Source organism: Microbacterium sp. KHB019 (assembly GCF_037285405.1).
In the GTDB taxonomy this organism is placed as follows: domain Bacteria; phylum Actinomycetota; class Actinomycetes; order Actinomycetales; family Microbacteriaceae; genus Microbacterium.
In genome coordinates this window covers 87,518-112,055 of the sequence record NZ_JBBDHF010000003.1, presented here as the reverse complement: position 1 = coordinate 112,055, position 24,538 = coordinate 87,518, and the positions used below count along the sequence as shown (strand labels likewise).

Sequence of the window (24,538 nt, the reverse complement as noted above, 5' to 3'; positions counted from 1 at the left end):
AAGGGAGCGCGCATGGCGCACAAGCCTGACGCGGTCACCGGCTGGTGGCGACGCATCAGTCTGCGTGCCAAGGTCACCGGTGTCACCGTGGCCGTCCTCGCCCTCGGCCTCGTCGTCGCCGGTATCGGCACCGTGCCGCTGCTGCGCAACTCCCTCATCACCAACATCGAGGCTCAGCTGCCGTCGCTGGCGGCCAGCGACCTCGTCAGCCGCTGGTTCGACGTCGAGACGGTCGACGGCGAGCAGAAGCTCGTCCCCTCGGAGAACGCGCCGCGCGCCGCCGACTACACCTTCACGGTCTACGCCGCCGACGGCTCGTTCCTCGCCAGGGCGGGCGGAGCGACGGACGAGTCGGCGCCGGCGTTCTACTCGTCACTGGCGCTCGAGCAGGCGCACGCCCTCGACGGCGAGATGATTCCGCTGCGCAGCGCCGACGGACAGGAGTTCCGCGGTGCTGTCGCGGTCGTACCGGGCAACGACGGCACCCTGTACGTGCAGTTCGTCGCGCTCCCCCTCGCCGAGGTCGACAGCATCATCGGCCAGTACTTCGGCATCTACACCACGGTGGCACTGGTGACGATCCTCATCGCCGCCCTCCTCATCCGCGGCCTGGTGACCCTGACGTTCCGTCGCCTCGGCCAGGTCGAATCCACGGCGATGCTGATCGCCTCAGGAGACTTCAGTCAGCGCCTCACCGACCTCGAGCCCAGCACAGAGGTGGGGCGGCTCAACTTCGCCATCAACACCATGCTCGACCGGATCGACCGCTCCCTGGCTCAGCGCGACCGCACCGTGCAGCACATGCGACGGTTCATCGGCGACGCGAGCCACGAACTGCGCACCCCGCTGGTCAGTGTGCGCGGATACGCGGAGCTGTACCGGATGGGCGCCATCCGCGGCGAGGAGGACACGGCGCGCGCGATGGAGCGCATCGAGAAGGAGGCGATCAGGATGGGCGTGCTCGTCGAGGATCTTCTCGACCTCGCCCGTCTGGATGAGGAACCGGAGCTTCAGATCGGGCCGCTCGATCTGCGGCCGCTCGCCCGCGATGCCGCCCTGGATGTGCGTGCGGCGGCTCCCGGGCGGACGATCACGGTGATCGACAGGACAGCGGATGCCAAGACCTCTGCACCGGCGCCCAGCCGCCCGACGCTCCCGAAGCTCACTCCCCCGGTGACGAAACCGCGCGCCGGAGCGCTTGCGCGTCTGCGACGCCGCCCTCGGGGCGCCGGCGAGCCCATGCCGCAGATCGACTTCACCGAAGCGGAGGACGTGCCGGTGCGCACCCCTCCGATCGTCCTCGGCGAGGAGAACAAGGTGCGCCAGGTCGTCGCCAACCTGCTCGGCAACGCACGCCGGTTCTCGCCGGACGATGCCCCGATCGAGCTCGTCGTCGATTCGGACCGCACCGCGGGAACGGCGAGCATCGCGATCGTGGACCACGGCGAGGGCATCCCCCCTCAGATCCGCGAGCAGATCTTCGAGCGGTTCTGGCGCGCGGACACCTCGCGTGCGCGGGAGACCGGCGGCTCGGGCCTGGGCCTGGCGATCGTCGCGTCGATCGTCTCCGCGCTGGGCGGGAGCGTCCGGGTCGACGAGACCTCCGGCGGCGGCGCCACCTTCACGGTGACCCTGCCGCTCGCCCCGTCGCAGGCGACGCCCGAGCACCTGCTCGAGGACACGCAGCCCCTGGAGCGGGTCGATCTGGACGGCGCCTGACCCGCTCTGCACTTCGTCCCCTCCGCTGGGTTCCTCCACGGATGCCGCTTCCCCGGCTCTCGCGCGTTCACGCGCTCTTCTAGCGTGTGAAGCCCGACGAGAGGAGTTCCCATGTCCGTCTACACCGTCGACACCGAGGCGGTCTTCGCCGCGAACGGTGCGACCAGGGCCACGATCGAACGTCTGCGCAGCGAATCCCAGGCTCTCAAAGGCCAGCTGACGCAGTTGCAGTCATCGTGGACCGGTGCCGCATCCGCCGCGTTCCAGGGGTGCAGCGATCAGTGGGCCGCCGCCCAGCTGCACGTCGAGCAGGTGCTCGATTCGATCGGCACGGCCCTCGGGTCTGCGGCGACGCAGTACTCGGACGCCGATCAGTACTCGGCGAGCCTGTTCCGGCAGTGACCCCGCCCCGGAACGCAGGAACGCCCCGGCCGTGAGGCCGGGGCGTTCCTGCGTAGGGCTACGACTCAGAAGTCCATGCCACCCGTCGGGTCGCCGGCCGGAGCCGCCGCCTTCTCGGGCTTGTCGGCCACGACGGCCTCGGTGGTGAGGAAGAGACCGGCGATCGATGCCGCGTTCTGCAGCGCGGAGCGGGTCACCTTGGCCGGGTCGATGATGCCTGCACCGAACATGTCGACGTACTCGCCGGTGGCGGCGTTGAGGCCCTCACCGATCGGAAGCTCGGCGACCTTGTTGGCGACGACACCCGGCTCGAGGCCGGCGTTCATCGCGATCTGCTTCAGCGGAGCCGAGATGGCGACGCGAACGATGTTCGCACCGGTCGCCTCGTCACCGGTCAGCTCGAGAGCGTCGAGCGCCTTGGTGCCGGACTGGATGAGTGCGACGCCACCACCGGCGACGATGCCCTCTTCGACGGCCGCCTTCGCGTTGCGGACGGCGTCCTCGATGCGGTGCTTGCGCTCCTTGAGCTCGACCTCGGTGGCTGCACCCGCCTTGATGACGGCGACGCCGCCGGCGAGCTTGGCAAGACGCTCCTGCAGCTTCTCGCGGTCGTAGTCGCTGTCGGTGTTCTCGATCTCGCGACGGATCTGGGTCACGCGACCCTCGATCTGGTCGGACTCGCCAGCACCCTCGACGATGGTCGTCTCATCCTTGGTGATGATGACCTTGCGCGCACGGCCGAGCAGGTCGAGCGTGGTGTTCTCGAGCTTGAGGCCGACCTCTTCGGTGATGACCTGACCACCGGTGAGGATCGCGATGTCCTGCAGCTGAGCCTTGCGACGGTCGCCGAAGCCGGGAGCCTTGACCGCAGCCGACTTGAAGATGCCGCGGATCTTGTTGAGGACGAGAGTGGCGAGAGCTTCGCCCTCGACGTCCTCAGCGATGATGACGAGCTCCTTGCCGTCCTGGATCACCCTGTCGACGACGGGGAGAAGATCCTTGATGTTCGAGATCTTCGAGTTCGCGATGAGGATGTAGGGCTCCTCGAACACGGCCTCCTGGCGGTCGGGGTCCGTGACGAAGTAGGGGTTCAGGTAGCCCTTGTCGAAGCGCATGCCCTCGGTGAGCTCGAGCTCGGTGCCGAAGGTCTGCGACTCCTCGACGGTGACGACGCCCTCCTTGCCGACCTTGTCGATGGCCTCGGCGATCAGCTCGCCGATCTCAGCGTCGGCCGCGGAGATCGATGCGGTAGCGGCGATCTGCTCCTTCGACTCGATCTCCTTGGCGCTGGAGAGCAGCTCGTCGGTGATGGCGGCGACAGCCTTCTCGATACCGCGCTTGAGCGAGATCGGGTCGGCACCGGCTGCGACGTTGCGCAGGCCCTCGCGCACGAGCGCCTGGGCGAGAACGGTCGCGGTGGTGGTTCCGTCGCCGGCGACGTCGTCGGTCTTCTTGGCGACCTCCTTGACGAGCTCCGCGCCGATCTTCTCGTACGGGTCGTCCAGCTCGATCTCCTTGGCGATCGACACACCGTCGTTCGTGATCGTGGGGGCGCCCCACTTCTTCTCGAGCACGACGTTGCGACCGCGCGGGCCGAGGGTCACCTTGACAGCGTCGGCGAGGATGTTCAGGCCACGCTCGAGGCCGCGGCGGGCCTCCTCATCGAAAGCGATGATCTTTGCCATGAGTTTTGTCGTCCCTCCTGGACGTAGACGTTGGGTTTAGCACTCAGAGTGAGAGAGTGCTAACGCCATTCTGGCACTCGACCCCATCGAGTGCAAGCCGCCGAGGCGGTGTCTACTCCGCGGGCGTCTCCGTGGACTCCGGCTGCGCGCTCGAGCGGTCCAGCCCCACCACGACGACGAGCTGCTTCTGCTCGGGGTCGTTCGGGTCTGCGTAGATATCGCTTTGATCGACCAGCGCCCCGCCGATCAGATCGGCGAGTCCGAGGGCGGCTTCGCGCTCGGCATCCGATACGTAGTACACGGTCGTCTCGGCGAAGTCCTGCGTGCCGGCGTCGCCGTAGCTGATGAGCTCGTCCGGCCACTGCGCGTTGATCAGGGTCTCGCGCACCTGCGCATCGAGCCCGTCCTCCGGCGTCGCGTTCAGGACGAGCACCGAGTAGGTCATGTCGACCACGCCTGTCTCCTCCGGTGCGGGAGCGACCGATTCCTCGGCGACCGGGAACAGGGTGATGCGCTGCTGCGCGACGAGCGTGGCGAAGATGCCGACGACGATCAGGATGAGAGCGGCTACGAACGACCACAGCAGCACGGCCCAGCCGTTCATGCCGGGAGCTTCGGCCCGATGCGCGCCTACCCGACCTGAGGTACGGGGGACGTCGTCGAAGCGGTCTCTCACGGGCTGGGGCACGCGTCGATGTTACCCGGCGAAGCCGCGCATTCGCGCAACGCGCTGGTCGACCCGATGCTCCCGCAGGCGCCGCAGGCGCCGGACGAGAAGCGGGTCGTGCTCGAGCGCCTGCTCGGTGTCGATCAGACGCCCCAGCAGCTGGTAGTAGCGCGCAGGGCTCATCCCGAGCGTGCTGCGGATGACCTCCTCCTTGGTCCCGCCGTGGCGCGGCCATGCGGCCTCCAGGGCGAGGATCGCGCGATCGCGATCGGTGAGATCTCCGAGCATGGCTCCAGGCTAGGTCCGAGATGCCGCCTCGTCCGCGCGCCACTCCCACCATCGTCCGAGTGGATCCGCTGACGCGCGCACGTCCCCGTCGAGGGCGACCACGAAGCCCGGCCACGCCGCAGCATCCACCGGCGGCTCCCATGCCTCGTGCAGCGTCGGGGCATCGATCGTGATCCATCGCGCCGGCAGGGCGCGAACACGGTCGATCAGCGCGAGCCTGGCCGCGCGCGGAATGTGCGCGAGGACACCGGGTGTGGTGATCACGAGGGTCGCGTGCCGAGGCGCGGATGCCGCCACCTCGGCGACGAGGTCGAGGGCGTCGCCCTGGGTCATCCGAGGCGGATCGGCCGCGACGACGTCCAGCGCTGCTGCGATCCGCTCCTCCCGACCGCGCTCCCCTGGCCACACGAGCCCCTGCAACCACGCGCGATCGCGCGGACTCCGCGCATCGAGCGGCGCGAGATCGATTCCCGCTCTCCAGACGATCTCCGGCATGCTGACGGCGGGCATCGCCCCGCGGACCTCGCTGGTCAGCACGACAGCCGAGGGGCCGTCCGCAGGGTCGAGACTCGAGCGCAGTGCGCCGTCCTCGCCGACGAAACGGTACGAATACCTGTCGGGGTACAGGCAGAGCCCACCGGACGCGCCGATCTCGAGCAGCGCGATGGGCCCGTCGATCTCGGACAGCACCGGGAGCAGCGGCGCGAGCCGCAGCGGCTCATTGGTCTGCACGCTGCGCGCGGCGCACTCCGCCACCACCGCGTCCTCGTGCGCGAGCAGAAAGGCGCGCCAGGTGGAGAATCCCTCGAGCGGCGCGCCCAGCGTCCGCGTCACCGCGAAGACGAGCGGAGGCTGCCTGTGCGCCTCAGGGATGCGAGCGAGGACCCGGCGGACCTCCGGATCGGATGCCGCACCCTGCGCCCACTCCTCGTACAGCTCTGAACGCCCCGGTGCCTCCTCGCGGGCGAATCGCTCGTAGCGCTCGCGCACAGCATCCGTCATGCGTCCATTGTCACCTCTCGTCATGATGGCCCGCGTGCCCTGTGCACGGTGGACAATGGAGAGGACTCAGGAGGACTGATGGACTACAGCGTGAAGAAGACCGACGACGAGTGGCGCGAGGAGCTCGGCGACGAGCAGTTCGCAGTGCTGCGCGAGGCTGCGACCGAGCGCGCCTGGACGGGCGAGCTGCTGGACGAATCGCGTGCAGGGCTGTACACCTGCGGCGCGTGCGGCACCGAGCTGTTCAAGAGCGGGACGAAGTTCGACTCCGGCTGCGGCTGGCCGAGCTTCTACGAGTCGATCCGTCCTGACGCCGTGCAGCTGCTCGAGGACAACACCCTCGGCATGCAGCGCACCGAGGTCCGCTGCGCGAACTGCGGCTCGCACCTCGGCCACGTCTTCCCCGACGGCTTCGGAACCCCGACCGGTGACCGCTACTGCATGAACTCGCTGGCCCTGAACTTCACCCCCGAGGCCCCCGAGGCCCCCGAGGCGTGAGCGCCTATGAGGCCGCGCTCGCGCGGCAGTCGTGGTCGAAGGTCACCGGCGACGGGCCGACGCACGAAGAACTGGTTCGCCTCGTCGCCGCGGCAGGACGCGTCGCCGACCATTCCTCGCTGCGGCCGTGGCGGCTGATCGAGCTGCGCGGCGATGACCGTGTGCGGCTCGGCAAGGCGATCGCGAAGGCCGAGAAAGACCGGCATCCGTCGTCGAAGCCGATGCGCGCGCCGGTTCTGATCGCGGTGGTGGCCAGCTTCCAGAAGAGCTCCAAGGTGCCGCACTGGGAGCAGGAGGCGGTGGCGGCCGGGGTCGCGCACACACTCAGCCTGCTGCTGGACGAGGCCGGCTGGGGCGTCTTCTGGCGCACGGGCGGGTATACGCGCTCGAAGCCCGTCGCGAAAGCTCACGGGCTGAAGAAGAACGAAGAGCTGCTGGGCTGGCTCTACGTCGGCGAGAAACCCGCCGACCGGAAGCCAAGCAGGCGCAAGTCCGTCGACGCCGAGGCGTTCATCTCGCGGATGCCGTCGAAGAAGCAGTAGTCACCGACGTCGGCGCCACGGCACCGCCACGACGACGGATGCCACCGCCACAGCCACCATTGCCAGCAGCTGCCAGAGCGCAGGCACGGCTGCTGCGGGCCAGAGCAGATCGATGATGACGGATGTGACCAGCTGTCCGAGCACTGAGCCGAGCCCGAGCAGCAGCACCCCGGTGTGAGCGACGATCGTCGCACCGAGCAGGATGTACGCGAATCCGAGCAGCCCGCCCGTGTACAGCCAGGGCTCGTTCGGCAGGGCGGCCGGCATCCCGTTCACGGCGACGCTGATGGATGCCGCGACGGCGAGCACGAGCGTCCCGCCGACGAAGCTCATCAGGGTGGCCGTCATCGGCGACTGCACCCGTTGAGCCAGACGCCCGTTCGCCGCGGACTGCCAGGCGATGCCGACCCCGGCGGCGAACGGCAGCACCAGCAGCCACCAGGGCGCCCGCGTGAGCGCGTCGCCGCTGAGCGAGATCCCGACGGCGGCGAGCGCGAAGACGCCGCCGAGCACCCGACCGGGTGTCACCGCGACCACACCGGCCGGTCCGACGCCGATGCGGTCCAGGAGCAGCCCGTTCACCGTCTGCCCCGCGACGACGCCGACGGTGAACAGCGATACGCCGAGGACGCCGGCTGTGAGGCCCTGCGTGGAGACCGTCAGCGCGCCGCACACGCCGCCGAGCAGCATCCAGATCGGCACGTGTCGAGAGCGGACTCCTCGCCACAGCCGTGCGGCTCCGGCACGTGAGGTCGGCAGCGCGATCGTCACGATGATGAGAACGACGAGCCCGACGCTGAAGGAGACGAGACCCGCGACGATGCCATCGTCCAGGCGGACTCCGAGAACGCCGTTGATGCGCGCCTGGATCGCGGTCATCGCACCGATCGACACCGCACCGCCGAGCGCGACAGAGGCGGGCATGCGGCGGGACGTCTGGGGCACCAGAGCACCCTACCCGAGCATGCGCGCGAGTTCCGTGTCGGTGGCCGGCGGTACGCTAACGGCATGTGCGCGAGCTATGGACTCGATCCCCGCTTCACCGACGCCGAGCTGCTGGCCGAAGCCGACGCCGACATCCTCGAGGGTCTGCGCGAGTGGGCGCAGCAGAACGACGGCGAGACCCTGCGGCCCACCGGCAAGAACCTGCGCAACCTGAACCCGGTCGTGGTTCCCGGCAGCGGCCGAGCCGCGCTCGAGCCGGCGTGGTGGGGGTACTTGATCGACGGCCAGCCCTCACGGTTCCCCTCGATCAACACCCGCTCGGAGCGCCTCCAGGATCGGCCGGGCAATCTGCGCACCCGCGCGATCGTCCCGACGACCGGGTGGTTCGAGATGCGCAAGCCGGAGCGGGTGTGGAACGAGTTCACCCTCGACGACGGCGTGCTGTTCGGCATGGCGGCCGTCACGCAGCGCGGACGCACTCCCGGCGGGGACTGGGTCACCTGCTATTCGATCGTGATGGCCCCGGCTCCTGATCACCTGGCAGAGGTCCACGACCGGATGCCCGTGCTCATCCCCGCAGAGATGAGCGCTGACTGGCTCACCGCAGAGCCGGGACGAGAACTCATCGACGAGGCGCTGGCGGCATCGGCCGAGATGGCGGAGCGGATCAGCGTGGCGCCACGAGCGTCCGACCGCTAGGCGGGCGGCAGCAGCTTCGCCCGCAGCGCCGCCCTGGTGGAAGAATCCACCCCCGCGCCGTCCAGGTACGCGCTCATGCCGCCGTACTCGCTGTCGATCCAGTCGAGCGTCTCATCGAGAACCTCGGCCGGCGAGCCGGTGAGCACAGCGACGATCTCGTCGGTCACAGGCACCCGGAAGCGTCGCACCTTGCGCAGCATCCGCTCGGTCCACTCCCCCGCCAGGTTGGCCGCGGTCGCCGCGTAATCCGCGAGGATGACGCGGCGGTCGATGTCGAGCGCCGCGAGCGTGAGTGCGACGATCAGGCCGGTGCGATCCTTGCCCGCCGTGCAGTGCACGAGAACCGGGCCGTCGGACGCCGCGATCTCGCGGATGATCCGGCCGAGGATCGGCTGGTGGCGGGTGAGGATGACCCGGTAGACGTCGGCGAGCGTGATGGTGGCGAGATCCACGGCGCGCGGCGTCCCGTCGATCGGGACACTCACGCGGATCGCACCAGTGCCGCGCAGCCTGTCGCGGCCGCCGAGACGCCGATCGATCGCCGACCGCAGGTCGAGCACCGTGCGGATGCCGAGTTCGCCGATGCGCCGCCGGCCGGCCTTGTCGAGACGGTGAAGCGCGTCGGAGCGGTACAGCCGACCGGACGCCAGCACCCCTGGAGCCACCTCGCGGAAGTTGTAGGTCCCCGGCACGTCGAGTCGGCCTGCGGCATCGCCAGGGGGTTCTAGGACCATGGCGCCATGCTAGTCGTCGACTATCGTGGGCTCATGGGTTCCGAGGACGACAAACCGCGCCCGCGCGCACTGCGCGACGGCACGGCAGAGCCCCGTTTCGCGGCGCGCTACGCGACGATCGACGAGGTCGCCGAGTTGCTCGGCGTGACGCCGGTGTCACTGCGCCAGACGATGCGACGGCGGGATGCCGGTGAGGCGTCGTCCGCGAGCGACGCGTTCATCGATCCGATCGGCAACGTGTCCGGGTATCTGTGGGATCGCGACGATCTCACGCCGGAGGCCATCGACGCGTGGCACAACCGCCCCCGCAGGGGCCGCAGGCCGAACAGCGCGCAGTGACGCGTCGAACTCTCGGTGATTCTGTGGAGCCGACTACGGGATTCGAACCCGTGACATCCTGTTTACAAGACAGGTGCTCTACCAGCTGAGCTAAGTCGGCGAACGCCGTCCAGCTTAGCGAGCAGGACGCGCGAGTCTGAAACCAGGACGCTCTGAGACTAGGGGGCCGGCGTCTCGGTTGCGGTCGGAGTCGGAGTCGGCGTCGCGGTCGAATCGGTCTCGGCCGCGACCGTGAGAACGAACTGCGAGAACTCCGCCGGGTCCTTGAGCGATCCGACATAGGCTTCGCCGTTCACGACGATCATCGGCGCGCTGGTGAGGACGAGGTCGTCCGAACCGTCCAGCGGGCCCTCGAGTGCGCGGGATGTCGCTTCCTTGGCCCACGTGAGGAAGTCCTGGTCCTCGATGCAGGAGCGCACCGCCTTGGGCGTCTGAGCGCCGACGGCGACGGCGAGGTCCGCGAGCTCGACGTCGGTGCGCCCGCTGCTGTCGACCTCCGGCTGGTCGACGAGCAGCTCGTGGTTGAAGGCGTAGAACTGGTCGGGTGAGTGCGTTGCGACGCACGCGGCGGCCGCTGCGGCGCGCAGCGAGTACTTCGTGCCGTTCGAGCTGGCCGTGAGCATCGCGACCGGGTGGTAGGTCACGGTGACCGCGTCCTCGTTGATCCAGCCGGCGAGCTGGCGCGTGTTCGCGCGCTCGAATTCTCCTGCGCCCGGTGAGAGGTAGTCGACGTAGATGTGCACGTCGACAGGAGCGGTCGTCGGCACGGGCGTCGGCGTCGGCGCTGCGCTCTCCTCGCCGGCACCGGACTCCTCCGGAGCAGGAGTGCTCGGCACGCTCTCGGCGACTGTGTCCGAAACGCTGCCGACGACGATGCCGTCGCCTTCGAGGCCCTGCGGGTTCATGACCGGCTTGGACACGCTCGAGGTCACTGCCATGGTGACGGCGGTGCCGATGGCGCCGACTGCCACGATCGCGACAGCGCCGATGATGATGCGTCGCATGATGCGCGCGCGCGACTGCTTCGCGTGCATCTGCTGGGCCTTCTCCCTGACCGCCTCACGGGAATTGCGAGGGGTGGGGACGTTCGGCGTTTCGTCGCTCGACATCGTTCCTCTTGAAGATCTGATCGGGGACGGGTTCCCCGGCATCCGCCGAACACGCGATCTGCATGCCTGACCGGACCGTCTTCGATGGTATCGAGCCAGGCTGGGAAATACCCAGGTGGGGCCGCCCCGTGCCATACTGAAACCGGCCCGATGGCGGGCCACGGCGGGTCACCTCGCCGCTTCCATCACAACGGATCGTCCGGCACGTACCTGCCGGTGAAGGAGAAAACAATGGCATCGGTAACTTTCGACAGCGCCACGCGGCTGTACCCAGGCGGAACCCGCCCGGCTGTCGACAAGCTCAACCTCGAAGTCGCTGACGGCGAGTTCCTCGTCCTGGTCGGCCCCTCCGGTTGCGGTAAGTCCACCTCGCTGCGCATGCTCGCCGGCCTCGAAGAGGTCAACGAGGGACGCATCCTCATCGGTGACCGCGACGTCACCGATGTGCCCCCGAAGGATCGCGACATCGCGATGGTCTTCCAGAACTACGCGCTGTACCCGCACATGACCGTCGCCGAGAACATGGGCTTCGCGCTCAAGATCGCCGGTGTCGGCAAGGAGGAGCGCGCCGCTCGCGTTCTCGAGGCAGCCAAGCTCCTCGACCTCGAGGAGTACCTGACCCGCAAGCCGAAGGCGCTCTCGGGTGGTCAGCGTCAGCGCGTCGCGATGGGCCGCGCGATCGTCCGCCAGCCGCAGGTGTTCCTCATGGACGAGCCGCTGTCGAACCTCGACGCAAAGCTCCGCGTCCAGACCCGTACGCAGATCGCCTCGCTGCAGCGTCGCCTCGGCGTCACCACGGTCTACGTCACCCACGACCAGACCGAGGCACTGACGATGGGTGACCGCATCGCGGTTCTCAAGGACGGTCTCCTGCAGCAGGTCGGCACCCCGCGCGACCTGTACGAGAAGCCCGAGAACGTGTTCGTCGCCGGCTTCATCGGCTCGCCCGCCATGAACCTGTTCGCCGCAGACCTCGCTGAGGGAGGCGTGCAGTTCGGCACCGAGGTCGTGCCGCTGGACCGCGACACCGTCGGCCGCGCGAACGGCTCGCAGGTCACCGTGGGTGTTCGCCCCGAGGACATCACCGTCGGCCCGGCCGACGGCAAGGGCCTCTCGGTCACCGTCGACCTCGTCGAGGAGCTCGGTGCCGACGGCTACCTCTACGGCCACACCGACATCAACGGCAAGCGCACCGACATCGTCGCTCGCGTCGACGGCCGCAGCCACCCGAACGCCGGCGAGACCGTCACGCTGGCCGCCAACGCCGGCCACGTGCACGCGTTCGACATCGAGTCGGGCGAGCGCCTCAACGACAAGCCGGTCGTCTCGGCCTCGTAGGTTTGCCACACACGCGGCGCGGGCTGACCTCACGGTCACCCGCGCCGCGTCGTTTCCCGGCCGCGTCATCCAGGGAGGTCAACATGCAGAACGCCCTGCGCATCACCGCCAGCAAGGTCGACCCTGAACTCCTCGCCCTGCCCTGGTCGACTCCGCTCGCCAAGTGGCCATCGGAGCGGATCGTCTCACTGCCCAAGGGACTCTCCCGCCACCTGGTGCGTTTCGCCGATCTGTCCGGCCGTGTCGTCGCGCTCAAGGAGACCACGGCCGAGATGGCCCAGCGCGAGTACGACATGCTCGGCAACCTCGCCAGGCTCGCTGTGCCGTGCGTCGAGCGCGTCGCGGTCATCGCCGGGCGAACGGATGCCGGGGGCGCGCATCTTCCAGCGGTCCTGGTCACCTCGCACCTGAGGTTCTCGATGCCGTACCGCGCACTGTTCACGCGCGTGCTTCGGCCCGACACCGCCACCCGCCTCGTCGACGCCCTCGCTCTCCTGCTCGTGCGGCTGCACAACGTCGGCTTCTACTGGGGCGATGTGTCGCTGTCGAACACGCTCTTCCGTCGCGACGCCGGTGCGTTCGCCGCCTACCTGGTGGACGCCGAGACCGGAGAGCTGCACGAGGAGGGTCTCACCGAGGGGCAGCGCCTCTACGACCTGGACCTCGCGCGGACGAACATCGCCGGGGAGATCATGGACCTCGCTGCGGGCGGACGCCTGGAGCACGGTGTCGACGCCGTCGCGATCGCCGACGGCATCGTGTCCTCTTACCACTCGCTGTGGGCTGCACTGACGGCCGAGGAGTCCTTCTCGGCCAACGAGACGTGGCGCATCACCGAGCGCGTCGAGCGGCTCAACGCCCTGGGCTTCGACATCGACGAGATGTCGATGGCCACGACCGCCGACGGCACGGTCGTCGAGATCCAGCCGAAGGTGGTCGACGCCGGGCACCACCAGCGCCGTCTCATCCGCCTCACCGGCCTCGATGTCGAGGAGAACCAGGCACGACGCCTGCTCAACGACCTCGACGAGTTCCGCGCCCGCTCGACGAAGGAGTGGGCCGACGAGGAGATGTACGCGCATGAGTGGCTCACCCGCGTGTTCGAGCCGGTCGTGCGCGCCATCCCCTACGAGCTCCGCGCGAAGCTCGAGCCCGCCGAGGTGTTCCACCAGGTGCTGGAGCACCGCTGGTATCTCTCGCAGGCGAACGGCCGATCAGTGCCGCTGGCCGAGGTTCTGACCTCGTACATCAACGACGTGCTGCGTCACCGTCGCGACGAGGCCACCATCATGGGCCCGCCGACGGAGACGGTGTCCCTCCCCGTGGTCACCGGCGCCGTGCCGGTGACCGACGAGGAGGAAGCGGTCGACTGGCGCGACCTGGTCTGACTCTCGAGCCCGAGGGGCCAGGGATCAGTAGCCGACGGCGAAGTTCTCGCGGTGGTGCTGGGGGTTCTCGATCTCGTCGACGAACGCGACGCCGAGGTCCGGGCCCGAGATGAACGATTCGCCCTTCTCGTCGGAGACCAGAACGGGTCCGCCGTCCCGGTACGTGCCGGTGCGCTCCCCCGGCGCCCAGTTGCCGAAGCCGCCGGCCGGGTGGACGAAGAACCAGTCGCGCCCGCTCGTGTCGGCCTGCAGGTCCTCGAGTACGCCGATGGCCTCGAGCGCCTCGGCCTTGAACTCGTCGGGGAAGCCTGCATCCACCAGGCGGGGCCCGTCAGGGGAGACCAGGCTGCCTCCGGCGCCGCCGACCACCCCGAGACGCACGTTCTCGGGGAGCGCTGCGAACAGCTCCGCCGTCGCGGGGCGTACCTTGCCGACCATGTCGCCGCGCGGCGAGAGTGCCTGGATGACGACATCGGCCTCGCCGATCTGCGTGAGGAGGCCGGGGACGTCGAGGATGTTGCCCTCGAGGTACACCGCGCCCTCGACGCGCTCGGCGGGAACGGTTCGAGCGATCGACACCACCGAGTGACCGCGCGACACCGCCTCTGCGACGATGTTCGAGCCGGCGTAGCCGGTGCCTCCGATGACGGCGATGCGTGCCATGTGCGTTCCCTTCGTGGACGTCGGTCGCTGAATGCGGCCCGCTCAGGGAAACAACCTGCCTCGGCAAGTATTCCGCGACCGATGGATCAATTCCCGCCTGCGGCGCGGAACGTGGAGATCTGGTACAGCGCGACGGATGCCGCGATGCCGGCGTTCAGGGATTCGGTTGCTGCGGAGATCGGAATCGAGACGATCTGATCGCAGTTCTCGGTGACCAGACGCGACAGCCCCTTGCCCTCGGAGCCGACGACGACCACCACGGGACGATCGGCCAGTTCGAGCGCGGGCAGCGCGACGTCGCCGCCGCCGTCCAGGCCGAGGACGAAGACGCCCTGCTTCTTGAACTCCTTCAGCTGGGTCGTCAGGTTCGTCGCCATCGCCACAGGGATGCGTGCGGCAGCGCCGGCGCTCGTCTTCCAGGCTGCGGAGTTCACACCCGCCGAGCGGCGCTGAGGCAGGATGATGCCGTGCCCGCCGAATGCGGCGGTCGACCGGATGATGGCGCCGAGGTTGCGCGGATCGGTGATGCCGTCGAGGGCGACGAACAGCGGCATCTGACCGCGATCGATCACCTGCTCAAGCAGATCCTGCGGGTGCGCGTACTCGTACGGCGGCACCTTCAGGGCGACGCCCTGGTGGACGCCGTCGAAGCCGGCCATGCGGTCGAGCTCCTGTCGGGTGACCTCGAGCACGGGGATGTCTCGGTGCGTCGCGATCGACAGCATCTCCTTGACGCGGTCGTCCATCTCGACGCGTTGCGCGATGTAGAACGCCGTGGCGGGGATCTTGGCGCGCAGCGCCTCGAGCACCGAGTTGCGGCCGGTCACGTTCTCGGTGTCGTCGCCGGCCTTCGCCTTAGGCGCGCGGTTCGGGTTGCTGCCACTGCTGCGCCCACCGCCCGAGCCCGCCCCAGGGCGACCCTTGCCGCCGGCTGCTGCGTAGCGCTCGTTCGCGGCCTTGCGCTTGCCCGCGACGTGCCACGCACGGTCCTCGGCCTTGGGCGTCGGACCGCGGCCCTCGAGCGACTTGCGTCCGAGTCCGCCGGTGCCCTTGAGAGCGCCCTTCTTCTTGCTGTTGCCCGCTCCGGGGCGTCCTGGCTTAGCCATCAATACTCCAATGAGTTCCGGCCGGAGTGTCCTCCAGCGTGATTCCTGCTGCGGCGATCGCGTCGCGGATGCGATCCGCTGCCGCCCAGTCCTTGTCAGCGCGGGCCTGTGCGCGCTGGGTGATCATCTCCTGCACGAGGGCGTCGAGCGCCGAGCCCTCGGCGCCTGCGCCGTTCGCACGCCACTGCGCCGCCAGGGGGTTGATGCCGAGCACGAGCGTCATGTCCGTCACGTCGGACACGTCCTGACGTGCCGCGTCGATGCGTCCGGCATCCAGGTGGGCGTTGCCGGACCGAATGCTCTCGTGGATGACAGCGAGCGCGCGCGGCACTCCGAGATCATCGTCCATCGCCTCGGTGAACGCCGCGGGGAGGCCCTCCTTGTGCTGGCCCCACCCGGCAGCCGCCATGCGCTGCCCGCGCTCGAGGAAGGTGCGGATGCGTCCCACAGCGGCCTCGGCCTCGGCCCAGGACGACTCCACGAGATCCAGGCTCGAACGGTAGTGCGCCGCCGCAAGCGCGTAGCGGACGACGAGCGGGTCGTGCGCGGCGAGCACGTCGGCCGCCAGCGTGAAGTTGCCGATCGACTTGGACATCTTCTGCCCGCCGACGGTGACGAGTCCGTTGTGCACCCAGTAGTTCGCGAACCCGTCGCCGGCTGCCGTCGACTGGGCGAGCTCGTTCTCGTGATGCGGGAAGCGCAGGTCGAGTCCGCCGCCGTGGATGTCGAACTCGGCGCCGAGGTAGCGCTTCGACATGGCCGAGCATTCGATGTGCCAGCCGGGGCGCCCCGCCCCCCAGGGTGAGGACCAGGTGGCATCGGCCGGCTCACCGGCCTTGGCGCCCTTCCAGAGGGCGAAGTCCTGCGGATTCCGCTTGCCGCGAGGATCGGCATCCTCAGCGGCCTCCATCGCGTCGAGCGACTGGTGCGTCAAAGCCCCGTAGTCGGTCCAGGAGCGCACGTCGAAGTAGACGTCCCCCGATCCGTCGGGCGCGGGGTACGCATGACCTCGTTCGATGAGGCTCGCGATGAGCTCCTGCATCTGCGGGATGGATGCCGTCGCGCGCGGCTCGTACGTGGGCGGCAGCACGCCGATGCCGGCGTACGCGGCGGTGAACTCCTGCTCCATTCGATACGCGAGCGCCCACCACGGCTCGGAGTCCGTGGCGTTCGCGATCACCTTGTCATCGATGTCGGTGACGTTGCGCACGAAGGTCACGCGCCCGTACCGGTGGGTCAGCCAGCGGCGCAGGATGTCGAAGCTGAGGGCGCCGCGGACGTGCCCGATGTGCGGGCCGGACTGAACGGTGGGTCCGCACACGTACATCGTGATGTTCTCGGGGTCGAGAGGCACGAAATCGCGCAGTTGCTGTGCGCGGGTGTCATACAGGCGGAGAGTCACTGCTCCAGCGTACTCGGAGCACCTGCAGAACCAGGCAGAACGAGCGCGACGGCGGTCACAGCGACACCTTCGCCACGGCCCGTGAATCCGAGGCCGTCGGTCGTGGTCGCGGTGACCGACACCGGGGCGCCGAGCGCAGCCGACAGGGCCGTCTGAGCCTCGGCGCGACGGGTGCTGAAGCGCGGCCGATTCGCCTGCAGCTGCACCGAAACGCTGCCGATCGCGAAGCCCGCCTCCGCGAGGATCTCGCGAGTGCGGGCCAGGAAGACCGCCCCGTGCGCTCCGGCGTACTCGGGGTGGGAAGTGCCGAAGTGCTCGCCGATGTCGCCGAGGCCGGCGGCGCCCAGGAGCGCGTCCACGATGGCGTGGGAGACGGCGTCCCCGTCGGAGTGCCCGGAGAGCGCCGGCTCCCCCGGCCATTCCAGTCCGGCGAGCCAGAGGTCGCCCTCACCGCCGTAGGCGTGCACGTCTGTCCCGACGCCGACGCGCGGGATGGATGCCGCGACCCGGTCGCTGCGCGAGAGCAGCTGGCGGGCGCGCTCGAGGTCGGCGGGAACCGTGATCTTGAAGGCCAGCGGAGATCCGGTCACGTGAGACACCTGACGACCCGCAGCCGCGAACAGCGCGGCGTCGTCGGTGTACTCGGCGCCAGAGGCGCCGGCAGCCGCGTACGCCGCCTCGAGGAGATCGCGCGGGAAGCCCTGCGGGGTCTGCGCGGCGACGAGTTCGCTGCGATCCACGGCCTCGACGACGTCCGCGCCGGCGACGCGCTTGAGTGTGTTGACGACAGGGAGTGCCGGGATCACCCCGGACGTCGGAGTGACCGCCGCGGCGACAGCGTCGATCTGAGCGGGCGGCGTCAGGGCGCGCGCGGCGTCGTGCACGAGAACCGTCGTGATGTCGCCCCACAGCGCGTGCAGTCCAGCGGCGACCGACGCCTGTCTTGTCTCGCCGCCGACCACGACGCGTCCGAGATCGGCACGGTCTCCGGCGGCCGCACGCAGCTCGGTCTCGGCATCCCCTTGATGCCCGTCTGGTACGACGACGATCACCTGAGCGGGCGACGCGGCGAACACGCCGTTCAGGGCGTGACGCAGCACCGACAGCTCATCGATGCCGACGAACGCCTTGGGAGCCGAGGCGCCCAATCGCGTTCCAGAGCCGGCAGCGACGACGATGATCGCCGTCGTCGGCACGGGAAGGAGAGTCACACTCTCAGATTACGATGCGAGGACCTCGTCGAGCAGCGCGCCGGCCTTCTCCTCGTCGCACTTCTCAGCGAGCGCGAGCTCGGAGATGAGGATCTGACGAGCCTTCGCCAGCATCCGCTTCTCACCAGCGGACAGACCGCGGTCCTGATCCCGGCGCCACAGGTCGCGCACGACCTCGCTGACCTTGATCACATCACCGGAGGCGAGCTTCTCGAGGTTCGCCTTGTAGCGACGCGACCAGTTCGTGGGCTCCTCCGTGAACGGGGCGCGCAGCACCTCGAACACGTGATCGAGGCCCTCCTGGCCGATCACATCGCGAACGCCGACGAGGTCGACATTCTCTGCGGGAACCTCGATGATCAGGTCGCCCTGAGTGACATTGAGCTTCAGATACTTCTTCGTCTCGCCCTTGATGACGCGATCCTTGACCTCGATGATCGTCGCGGCCCCATGGTGCGGATAGACGACCGTCTCGCCAACCTCAAAAAGCATAAAATCGTGTCCTTTCGGCAACCTCCAGAATACCACAGGCGACATGCGCTAAGGTTTGCCTCCGCATCGTCCGTGCCGGCGCGATCGATACCCATAGAATGGACTGGACATCCCACAGCTCCAGGAGGATCCGTGAAATCGCGCCTTGTAGCGTCTGCCGCCCTCAGCGCCCTCGTTCTGCTCGGCGCGACCGGATGCACGTTCATCACGCCGCAGTCGACAGAGATCGATTATCCGGCCTCGGACGGCATCAACATCCCGGACTCCGACGGCCCCCTCCAGATCCGCAACGTGATGGTCATCGCCACCGAAGACGGCTCGACGGGCAACCTGATCGCCGCGATCGTGAACGACACCGATCAGGCAGAGGTGCTCACCGTCGAGATCGAGGGCCTGTCCCCTCTCACGGTCCGCGTCGGAGCGCGCGACACGCTGAGCCTCGGCGCGAACGCCGAGCCGCTGCGCATCGACGATCTCAACACCATGCCCGGGGCGACCGTCGAGATGTACTTCCAGTCCGGCGGAGCCACCGGGAAGACGGCCGAGGTTCAGGTTCTCGACGGCACTCTGCCGTACTACGCCGATCTCATCCCCGCAGCGTGACGATCTGACATCACGAGAGGCCGGTCACCCCGTCGGGTGCCGGCCTCTCGTCGTACGCGGCGCGCTCAGCCCTCGAATCGGTACCCCAGGCCGCGCACGGTGACGAGCATGACCGGCTCTCCCGGGTTCTCCTCGATACGTGAGCGGATGCGCTTGATGTGGACGTCCAGCGTCTTCGTGTCTCCGAAGTAGTCGCTGCCCCACACCCGGTCGATGAGCTGGCCGCGGGTGAGCACGCGGCCGGAGTTGCGCATGAGCACCTCGAGCAGCTCGAACTCCTTGAGCGGCATGTTGATCTCCGAGCCGGCGACCGTCACGGTGTGGCGGTCGATGTCGAGGGAGACCCTGCCGCCCTCCAGCACGCGTTCGTCGAGGTCGCCTTCTGCCTGGACGACACGGCGCAGCACGGCACGCATGCGCGCGAGCAGCTCGCGCGACGAGTACGGCTTGGTGATGTAGTCGTCGGCGCCCAGCTCGAGTCCGACGACGATGTCCACCTCGGAGTCCTTGGCGGTGAGCATGATGATCGGCACCGCGGATGTCGATCGGATCTGACGGCACACCTCGGTGCCGGGCATCCCCGGCAGCATCAGATCGAGCAGCACGATGTCTGCACCCCGCTCCCGGAATGCGCTGAGCGCGCCCGGGCCGTCCTCGGCGATCTCGACCTCATAGCCTTCACGGCGAAGAAGGTAGGCGAGCGGGTCGGCGAGGTCTGGCTCGTCCTCGACGAGAAGGATGCGGGTCATGCGTTCTCTCCGTTTCGAACACGCGCCGCTTCGGCGGCTCGGAGAGCCTGCTGCGCGCGCTTCTTCTTTTTCTTCTTCTTGGCCTTCTTCTCGGCCTCCGTCATCGGAGCGTCGATGCGCGGGAGGACCATCGTGAAGGTGGATCCACGGCCGGGGCGCGACCAGAGCCGCACCTCTCCCCCGTGCCGCTGCGTCGCGTGCTTCACGATCGACAGTCCGAGACCTGTGCCGCCTGTACGACGAGAGCGCGCCTCGTCTGCACGGTAGAAGCGCTCGAAGATGCGCTCACGGTCGGACTCGGTGATACCGATCCCCTGGTCCGAGACTGCGATCTCGATCGTCTCGCCCTCGACCTTGACCCCCACCCCCACGCGAGAGCTCCGCGGGGAGTACAGGATCGCGTTCGCGATCAGGTTGCCGACGGCCTCGATGAGGATCTGCGCGTCGCCGCGCACGAACGTCCCTCGGTCGCCGCCGCGCACGAGCTCGACGCCGGCTGAATCCGCCTGGACCGTGTGCGCCTCGATCGATGCCGCGATCACCTCGTCGACGGCCACCGCTGCGAAGTCGGCGACGCCGTCCGAGGCCTGCAGCCGCGACAGGCTCATGATCCGGCCGGTGAGCTGGCCGAGCCGATTGGCCTCGGCGGAGATCCGAGAGGCGAAGATCCGCACCTGAGCAGGATCATCCGCGGCGGACTCGATCGCCTCGGCGAGCAGGCTGACGGCGCCAACAGGCGTCTTCAGCTCGTGACTGGTGTTGGCGACGAAGTCACGCCGCATCTGATCGAGACGCTCCTGCTCGGTGACGTCCCGGATGATGAGCAGGGTGAGCTGCGCACCGAGGGCGCTGGCACGGGCCGAGACCAGACGAGGATCGAGGCTGACCCCGGAGCGCGTCAGGCGCAGCGTCTCGGTCTTCGACGTCTGGGTCGACCGCACCGTCCGCACCAGCTGCCTGAGCTCCTGATTGTCGAGCGTCGAACCGACGTCGATGCCGAACTTCGCTGCGGCGTGCGAGATGGCGAGCACGAGCCCGGAGGAGTCGACGACGCAGGCCGCGTCGTCCATGCTGTTGAGGACGTCGACGGTTCCCTGCGGAACGACCGTCGATGTGGCCTCGGCGAACTGGGCACGAGTGTAATAGGCCCATGCGACGACCGCGGCGAGGCCGAGGCCGATGACGACGCCGGCGGCCAACGCGATCATGGCGATTGTCCCCGGGCTCATGCCTCCAGCGTAGAGCCCGTTCACCTCCTCTTCCGCAGGTTTCCGCGCCACTCCTGGGTGCCGCGAAGTAGTATTCACACGATGGGCACCGTTCGTTAACCTTCGGCGCACAGAATCACTGAGGGCCTGCGAATGCGGCCTCGCCCTCCATCGGCCGGCCGGAACCGCCCGAACCGAACGAAAGGTTGCGCCGTCATGCGCGAAGTCTTCCATCAGTCACTCGAGGAGATTCAGTCCCGCCTCGTGGAGATCACCGACCTCGTCACCGTCGCCATCGACAAGGCCACCCGCGCCTTCGCGAACAGCGACGTGGCGATGGCCGAAGAGGTCATCGCCAACGACGTGCAGATCGACGAACTGGCCGTCAGCCTGGACGAGCTGGCCATCGAGGTCCTCGCCCGTCAGCAGCCGGTGGCCCGAGACCTGCGCATCGTCGTCTTCGCCCTCCGCGTGAGCGCCTCGCTCGAGCGCATGGGCGACATGGCGGAGCACATCGCTCAGCTCGCGCGTCTGCGCTTCCCCGAGCGCGCCATCCCGAAGGGCCTGAAGGGCACCTTCACGAAGATGGGCGAGCGTGACGTGGAGATCTCGCGCACGCTCTCCGAACTGCTCCGCACACAGGACCTCCGCCTGGCCGACGTCATCCGCAACGCCGACGACGAGGTCGACGAGCTCCACGCACGCGTGTTCGAGAAGGTCCTCAGCGACAATTGGAAGGGCGAGCCGACGGCGACAGTCGACGCGACCCTGGCCAGCCGCTACCACGAGCGCTTCGCCGACCATGCTGTGGCCGTCGCCAAGAAGGTCGTGTACCTGGCCACCGGCGACTGGGCAGTCGGCGACGACGACATCGCCGCTGCCGCCGAGGCGCACGGAGAGATCCGCAAGACCGAAGAGGCCTGAAACCCCCTGTTACCGCCGAGGCCCCTGGCTGCTGACGTCAGCAGCCAGGGGTCTCGGCGTGAAAGCGGGGTCTCGGCGAGGCTACTTCTTGCCCTGCGCGGCGACCGCTGCCGCTCCTGCGGCGGCGGCCTCGGGGTCGAGGTAGCGGCCGGGGCCGGTGGGGACGTTGTCGTCGTCGAGCTCGTACACCAGCGGGATGCCGGTGGGGATGTTCAGCTCGGCGATGTCGTCGTCGCTGATCCCGTCGAGATGCTTGACGAGGCCGCGCAGCGAGTTGCCGTGGGCTGCGACCAGCACGGTCTTGCCCGCCTCGAGGTCGGGGACGATCTCGTTCTCCCAGTAGGGCAGCATCCGGTCGATGACGATCTTCAGCGACTCGGTGCGGGGCACCTCGCCGTCGATCCCGACGTAGCGCGGGTCGTTCACCTGGCTGAACTCGCTGTCGTCATCGAGCAGGGGCGGCGGCACGTCGAACGAGCGACGCCACAGCTGGAACTGCTCGGGGCCGAACTCCTCGAGCGTCTGCGCCTTGTCCTTGCCCTGCAGCGCGCCGTAGTGGCGCTCGTTGAGACGCCAGGTGCGCTTCACGGGGATCCACAGGCGATCGGCCGAATCCAGAGCGATGTTCGCGGTCTGGATCGCGCGGCTGAGCACCGAGGTGTGCAGCACGTCGGGCAGCAGGCCGGACTCGGCGAGCAGCTCGCCACCGCGGCGCGCTTCTTCCTTGCCCTTCTCGGTGAGACGGACGTCCACCCAACCGGTGAACAGATTCAATTCGTTCCACTCGCTCTGGCCGTGGCGGAGCAGGATGAGAGTGCGGGTCATGGCCCCAGTCTATGGCTCTCGCCGCCAGCCGCCCGATGGAAGAATGGGCCCATGCCCCCTTCGCCGATCGGTCGCCCCACCCGGGGCACGACGGGGACGAACCGGCTGCGGCGCAACGACCGCTGGATCGCGTCGAGCGCTGCCTTCCGCACAGCATCCGACCCGCTCGTGGTCGACCTCGGATACGGCGCCAGCGGTGTCACGGCCTTCGAACTCGCCACCCGGCTGACGAAGGTGCGCCCTGACGCCGAGGTGATCGGCTTCGAGCTCGACCCCGAGCGCGTCGCGACAGCCCGCGGCCAGCTCGACGAGGTCCGGCTCGGACGGACCTCGTTCTCGCCCGCTCTGCCCGTCGCGTTCGCCCGTGGCGGCTTCGAGGTCCCGATCGCCGGCGGACGCCGTCCTGCCGTGATCCGCGCCATGAACGTGCTCCGCCAGTACGACGAGGAGGACGTGCGCGACGCGTGGCGCACGATGAGCGCACGACTCTCCCCCGGTGGGATGCTGTGCGAGGGCACCTGTGACGAGATCGGTCGTATCGCCAGCTGGGTCGACGTCATGCCGGACGGCGACCCGGTCCGCCTCACCGTCTCCCTGCGCCTGGCCGGGCTGGAGCATCCCGGAATCGTCGCAGAGCGACTGCCCAAGGCGCTGATCCATCGCAACGTCCCCGGCGAGCGCATCCACGATCTGCTCGTCACGCTCGACCGCGAGTGGGACAGGGCAGCGCCTCTGTCGACGTTCGGTGCGACGCAGCGGTTCCTCGCCGCGGTGAAGGCGCTGAAGGAACAGGGCTGGCCCGTGCTCGGAGATCGCAGCCGGTGGCGGCTCGGCGAGCTCACCGTCCCGTGGGACGCCGTGGCGCCCGCCCAGGTGCTTTAGACCCTGCGCGGATCCTGGCCGGCCGGTCGTCGGGAGAGGCGCGTCAGGCGCGGCACGTCGGCGGTGGCACCGGCATCCGCCGGAACGATCACCTGCTGAGCCGCCGCGATGTCGGTGCCGTCGGTGCGCACGACGAGATCTCCGGCTGGCGCTCGGCGCGACAGCATCGCCAATGCGATCGGCCCGTCTTCGTAGTGGCGGGCGACCGAGGTGATCTGCCCGACTTCGTTCTCGCCTGCGAACACGGTGTCTCCCGTCGAGGGGAGCACATCGTCGCTGCCGTCCAGGTGGAGCGCGGCGAGCCGGCGCGGCGGGTGCCCGAGGTTGTGCACCTTGGCGACGGTCTCCTGGCCCCGGTAGCAGCCCTTGTTCAGGTGCACGGCGCTGCGGATCCAGTCGGCCTCATGTGGGAGCAGTCGCTCATCCACCTCGCCGGACCAGCGGGGGCGCCAGGCCGCGATGCGGAGCGCTTCGGTCGCGAGAAGGCCGGCCGCGTCGATCTCCGACAGAGCGGATGCCACGGCATCCTCCTCGACGATCGCCACTCGCCAGCGGTACTCGGCGCCCGGGTGCTGCTCCACGGCCGAGTACTGATATCCGCCGGCCTGCACGGAATGCCACGGGTCGGACCACACCAGCGTCGCGTCATGCGGAGCCGAGGCCGCGGCGCTGACGGCGGCCTCGGCGTCGCCGCCTGCGAAGAAGCCCAGCAGCGCGAGTTCGGGACGCAGCGTCACCGCGGCCCGCGACCGGAACACCATGCGCTGCAACCAGGTGGCCAGACCTTCAGCATCGGCGGCGTCCGCGATGAGCCACGTCGACGCGCCGTCCTCGAGAACCGCAGCGGCGTGTTCGACCCGCCCTTGCGGGTCGAGGATGAGCAACTCGGTGCTGTCGCCCGGCGCCAGCCGGGTCAATGCCTGCGAGGTGATCGAGTCGAGCCAGGTCAGTCGGTCTTCGCCGGCCACTTCGATGACCGTCCGGTCACCGAGCAGGGCGATCGCCGACCCGTCGGCGAGGCGGCGCTGCTCGCGCATCGGGTCGCCGTAGTGCGCGATGAGTCCGCCGTCGACGACCGCGCCCTGCCGCGCGGCCAGCGCGTCGTGGAGAGCGGACAC

27 protein-coding genes and 1 tRNA gene are annotated in these 24,538 nt (G+C 68.8%); 11 read left to right on the top strand and 17 right to left on the bottom strand.

The genetic code is table 11. From position 1 onward, the window contains the following. Positions 1-12: 12 nt before the first annotated feature. Together KHB019_RS11740 and KHB019_RS11735 are read left to right on the top strand one after the other, a co-directional pair. Positions 13-1,719, top strand: coding sequence for a sensor histidine kinase (locus KHB019_RS11740; RefSeq protein WP_325471905.1), 1,707 nt, complete (start codon positions 13-15; stop codon positions 1,717-1,719). 111 nt (positions 1,720-1,830) lie between these two features. Beyond that, on the top strand, positions 1,831-2,121 hold the full coding sequence (locus KHB019_RS11735) for a WXG100 family type VII secretion target (protein WP_230103567.1): 291 nt from the start codon (positions 1,831-1,833) through the stop codon (positions 2,119-2,121). A 65-nt stretch (positions 2,122-2,186) separates the two neighbouring features. Here KHB019_RS11735 and groL read toward each other — a convergent pair whose 3' ends face one another. From groL to KHB019_RS11715, 4 genes are all read right to left on the bottom strand, one after another. After that, positions 2,187-3,806 carry a chaperonin GroEL gene (gene groL, locus KHB019_RS11730; RefSeq protein WP_337459033.1) on the bottom strand — a complete coding sequence of 540 codons (1,620 nt, stop codon included), beginning with the start codon at positions 3,804-3,806 and terminating at the stop codon, positions 2,187-2,189. Positions 3,807-3,918: 112 nt separating this feature from the next. Beyond that, the gene (locus tag KHB019_RS11725; RefSeq protein ID WP_230103569.1) at positions 3,919-4,410 is read right to left on the bottom strand and encodes a LytR C-terminal domain-containing protein; all 492 of its coding nucleotides are present in this window, start codon (positions 4,408-4,410) and stop codon (positions 3,919-3,921) included. A 93-nt stretch (positions 4,411-4,503) separates the two neighbouring features. Beyond that, a complete protein-coding gene (locus tag KHB019_RS11720; RefSeq protein ID WP_230103570.1) occupies positions 4,504-4,761 on the bottom strand; it encodes a DUF3263 domain-containing protein in 258 nt (85 codons plus the stop codon). A gap of 9 nt (positions 4,762-4,770) precedes the next feature. Further along, a complete protein-coding gene (locus KHB019_RS11715; protein ID WP_325471908.1) occupies positions 4,771-5,763 on the bottom strand; it encodes a DUF2332 domain-containing protein in 993 nt (330 codons plus the stop codon). 78 nt (positions 5,764-5,841) lie between these two features. Here KHB019_RS11715 and msrB point away from each other — a divergent pair, with 78 nt between their 5' ends. Then, positions 5,842-6,261 carry a peptide-methionine (R)-S-oxide reductase MsrB gene (msrB, locus tag KHB019_RS11710; RefSeq protein ID WP_337459032.1) on the top strand — a complete coding sequence of 140 codons (420 nt, stop codon included), beginning with the start codon at positions 5,842-5,844 and terminating at the stop codon, positions 6,259-6,261. After that, the gene (locus KHB019_RS11705; protein ID WP_337459031.1) at positions 6,258-6,803 is read left to right on the top strand and encodes a nitroreductase family protein; all 546 of its coding nucleotides are present in this window, start codon (positions 6,258-6,260) and stop codon (positions 6,801-6,803) included. Before msrB ends, KHB019_RS11705 begins: the two co-directional genes overlap by 4 nt. Here the strand turns inward: KHB019_RS11705 and KHB019_RS11700 are convergent, their stop codons facing one another. Then, positions 6,804-7,727: a DMT family transporter gene (locus KHB019_RS11700; RefSeq protein ID WP_325471949.1), complete on the bottom strand. Its 924-nt coding sequence runs from the start codon at positions 7,725-7,727 to the stop codon at positions 6,804-6,806. Between the two features lie 84 nt (positions 7,728-7,811). On the opposite strand from KHB019_RS11700, the gene KHB019_RS11695 reads away from it, so the two are divergent. Continuing rightward, entirely contained in the window at positions 7,812-8,447 is a 636-nt protein-coding gene (locus tag KHB019_RS11695) for an SOS response-associated peptidase family protein (protein WP_230103574.1), read from the top strand. Here the strand turns inward: KHB019_RS11695 and KHB019_RS11690 are convergent. Further along, positions 8,444-9,181 (bottom strand): tyrosine-protein phosphatase, encoded by a 738-nt coding sequence (locus KHB019_RS11690; protein WP_325471910.1) that lies wholly within the window; start codon positions 9,179-9,181, stop codon positions 8,444-8,446. The two genes, KHB019_RS11695 and KHB019_RS11690, sit on opposite strands and share 4 nt — an antisense overlap. 33 nt (positions 9,182-9,214) lie before the next feature. Between KHB019_RS11690 and KHB019_RS11685 the strand changes: the two genes are divergently transcribed. Then, a complete protein-coding gene (locus KHB019_RS11685; RefSeq protein ID WP_230103576.1) occupies positions 9,215-9,520 on the top strand; it encodes a hypothetical protein in 306 nt (101 codons plus the stop codon). Between the two features lie 24 nt (positions 9,521-9,544). Here the strand turns inward: KHB019_RS11685 and KHB019_RS11680 are convergent. After that, a tRNA-Thr gene (locus tag KHB019_RS11680) sits at positions 9,545-9,620 on the bottom strand. Between the two features lie 58 nt (positions 9,621-9,678). Continuing rightward, positions 9,679-10,629 (bottom strand): DsbA family protein, encoded by a 951-nt coding sequence (locus KHB019_RS11675; protein WP_230103577.1) that lies wholly within the window; start codon positions 10,627-10,629, stop codon positions 9,679-9,681. Positions 10,630-10,860: 231 nt separating this feature from the next. Between KHB019_RS11675 and KHB019_RS11670 the strand changes: the two genes are divergently transcribed. After that, positions 10,861-11,967, top strand: a complete 1,107-nt coding sequence (locus KHB019_RS11670; protein ID WP_230103578.1) for an ABC transporter ATP-binding protein — start codon at positions 10,861-10,863, stop codon at positions 11,965-11,967. Between the two features lie 83 nt (positions 11,968-12,050). Continuing rightward, the gene (locus tag KHB019_RS11665; protein ID WP_337459030.1) at positions 12,051-13,355 is read left to right on the top strand and encodes a DUF4032 domain-containing protein; all 1,305 of its coding nucleotides are present in this window, start codon (positions 12,051-12,053) and stop codon (positions 13,353-13,355) included. A 24-nt stretch (positions 13,356-13,379) separates the two neighbouring features. On the opposite strand, the gene KHB019_RS11660 is transcribed toward KHB019_RS11665, so the two are convergent. From KHB019_RS11660 to KHB019_RS11640, 5 genes are all read right to left on the bottom strand, one after another. Continuing rightward, the gene (locus KHB019_RS11660) at positions 13,380-14,018 is read right to left on the bottom strand and encodes an NAD(P)-dependent oxidoreductase (protein WP_230103580.1); all 639 of its coding nucleotides are present in this window, start codon (positions 14,016-14,018) and stop codon (positions 13,380-13,382) included. A gap of 86 nt (positions 14,019-14,104) precedes the next feature. Beyond that, entirely contained in the window at positions 14,105-15,124 is a 1,020-nt protein-coding gene (gene rlmB, locus KHB019_RS11655; RefSeq protein ID WP_325471911.1) for a 23S rRNA (guanosine(2251)-2'-O)-methyltransferase RlmB, read from the bottom strand. Then, positions 15,117-16,526: a cysteine--tRNA ligase gene (cysS, locus tag KHB019_RS11650; RefSeq protein WP_325471912.1), complete on the bottom strand. Its 1,410-nt coding sequence runs from the start codon at positions 16,524-16,526 to the stop codon at positions 15,117-15,119. The genes rlmB and cysS overlap by 8 nt, the downstream gene beginning before the upstream one ends. After that, positions 16,523-17,737, bottom strand: coding sequence for a 2-C-methyl-D-erythritol 4-phosphate cytidylyltransferase (gene ispD / locus KHB019_RS11645; protein WP_230103583.1), 1,215 nt, complete (start codon positions 17,735-17,737; stop codon positions 16,523-16,525). Before ispD ends, cysS begins: the two co-directional genes overlap by 4 nt. A 9-nt stretch (positions 17,738-17,746) precedes the next feature. Then, positions 17,747-18,229, bottom strand: coding sequence for a CarD family transcriptional regulator (locus tag KHB019_RS11640; protein WP_147039792.1), 483 nt, complete (start codon positions 18,227-18,229; stop codon positions 17,747-17,749). 132 nt (positions 18,230-18,361) lie between these two features. Here KHB019_RS11640 and KHB019_RS11635 point away from each other — a divergent pair, with 132 nt between their 5' ends. Continuing rightward, positions 18,362-18,832: a DNA modification methylase gene (locus KHB019_RS11635; protein ID WP_337459029.1), complete on the top strand. Its 471-nt coding sequence runs from the start codon at positions 18,362-18,364 to the stop codon at positions 18,830-18,832. Between the two features lie 65 nt (positions 18,833-18,897). Here the strand turns inward: KHB019_RS11635 and KHB019_RS11630 are convergent, their stop codons facing one another. Then, on the bottom strand, positions 18,898-19,581 hold the full coding sequence (locus KHB019_RS11630) for a response regulator transcription factor (RefSeq protein ID WP_230103585.1): 684 nt from the start codon (positions 19,579-19,581) through the stop codon (positions 18,898-18,900). Further along, positions 19,578-20,810: a sensor histidine kinase gene (locus tag KHB019_RS11625; protein WP_230103586.1), complete on the bottom strand. Its 1,233-nt coding sequence runs from the start codon at positions 20,808-20,810 to the stop codon at positions 19,578-19,580. The genes KHB019_RS11630 and KHB019_RS11625 overlap by 4 nt, the downstream gene beginning before the upstream one ends. 195 nt (positions 20,811-21,005) lie before the next feature. Between KHB019_RS11625 and phoU the strand changes: the two genes are divergently transcribed. Then, complete coding sequence (gene phoU / locus KHB019_RS11620; protein WP_325471914.1) at positions 21,006-21,713, top strand: phosphate signaling complex protein PhoU; 708 nt, start codon at positions 21,006-21,008, stop codon at positions 21,711-21,713. 81 nt (positions 21,714-21,794) lie between these two features. On the opposite strand, the gene KHB019_RS11615 is transcribed toward phoU, so the two are convergent. Continuing rightward, positions 21,795-22,538 carry a phosphoglyceromutase gene (locus KHB019_RS11615; protein ID WP_230103588.1) on the bottom strand — a complete coding sequence of 248 codons (744 nt, stop codon included), beginning with the start codon at positions 22,536-22,538 and terminating at the stop codon, positions 21,795-21,797. Between the two features lie 51 nt (positions 22,539-22,589). Between KHB019_RS11615 and KHB019_RS11610 the strand changes: the two genes are divergently transcribed. Then, positions 22,590-23,420 (top strand): class I SAM-dependent methyltransferase, encoded by an 831-nt coding sequence (locus tag KHB019_RS11610; protein WP_230103589.1) that lies wholly within the window; start codon positions 22,590-22,592, stop codon positions 23,418-23,420. Here the strand turns inward: KHB019_RS11610 and ygfZ are convergent. Beyond that, positions 23,417-24,538, bottom strand: a complete 1,122-nt coding sequence (gene ygfZ / locus KHB019_RS11605) for a CAF17-like 4Fe-4S cluster assembly/insertion protein YgfZ (RefSeq protein ID WP_337459028.1) — start codon at positions 24,536-24,538, stop codon at positions 23,417-23,419. The two genes, KHB019_RS11610 and ygfZ, sit on opposite strands and share 4 nt — an antisense overlap.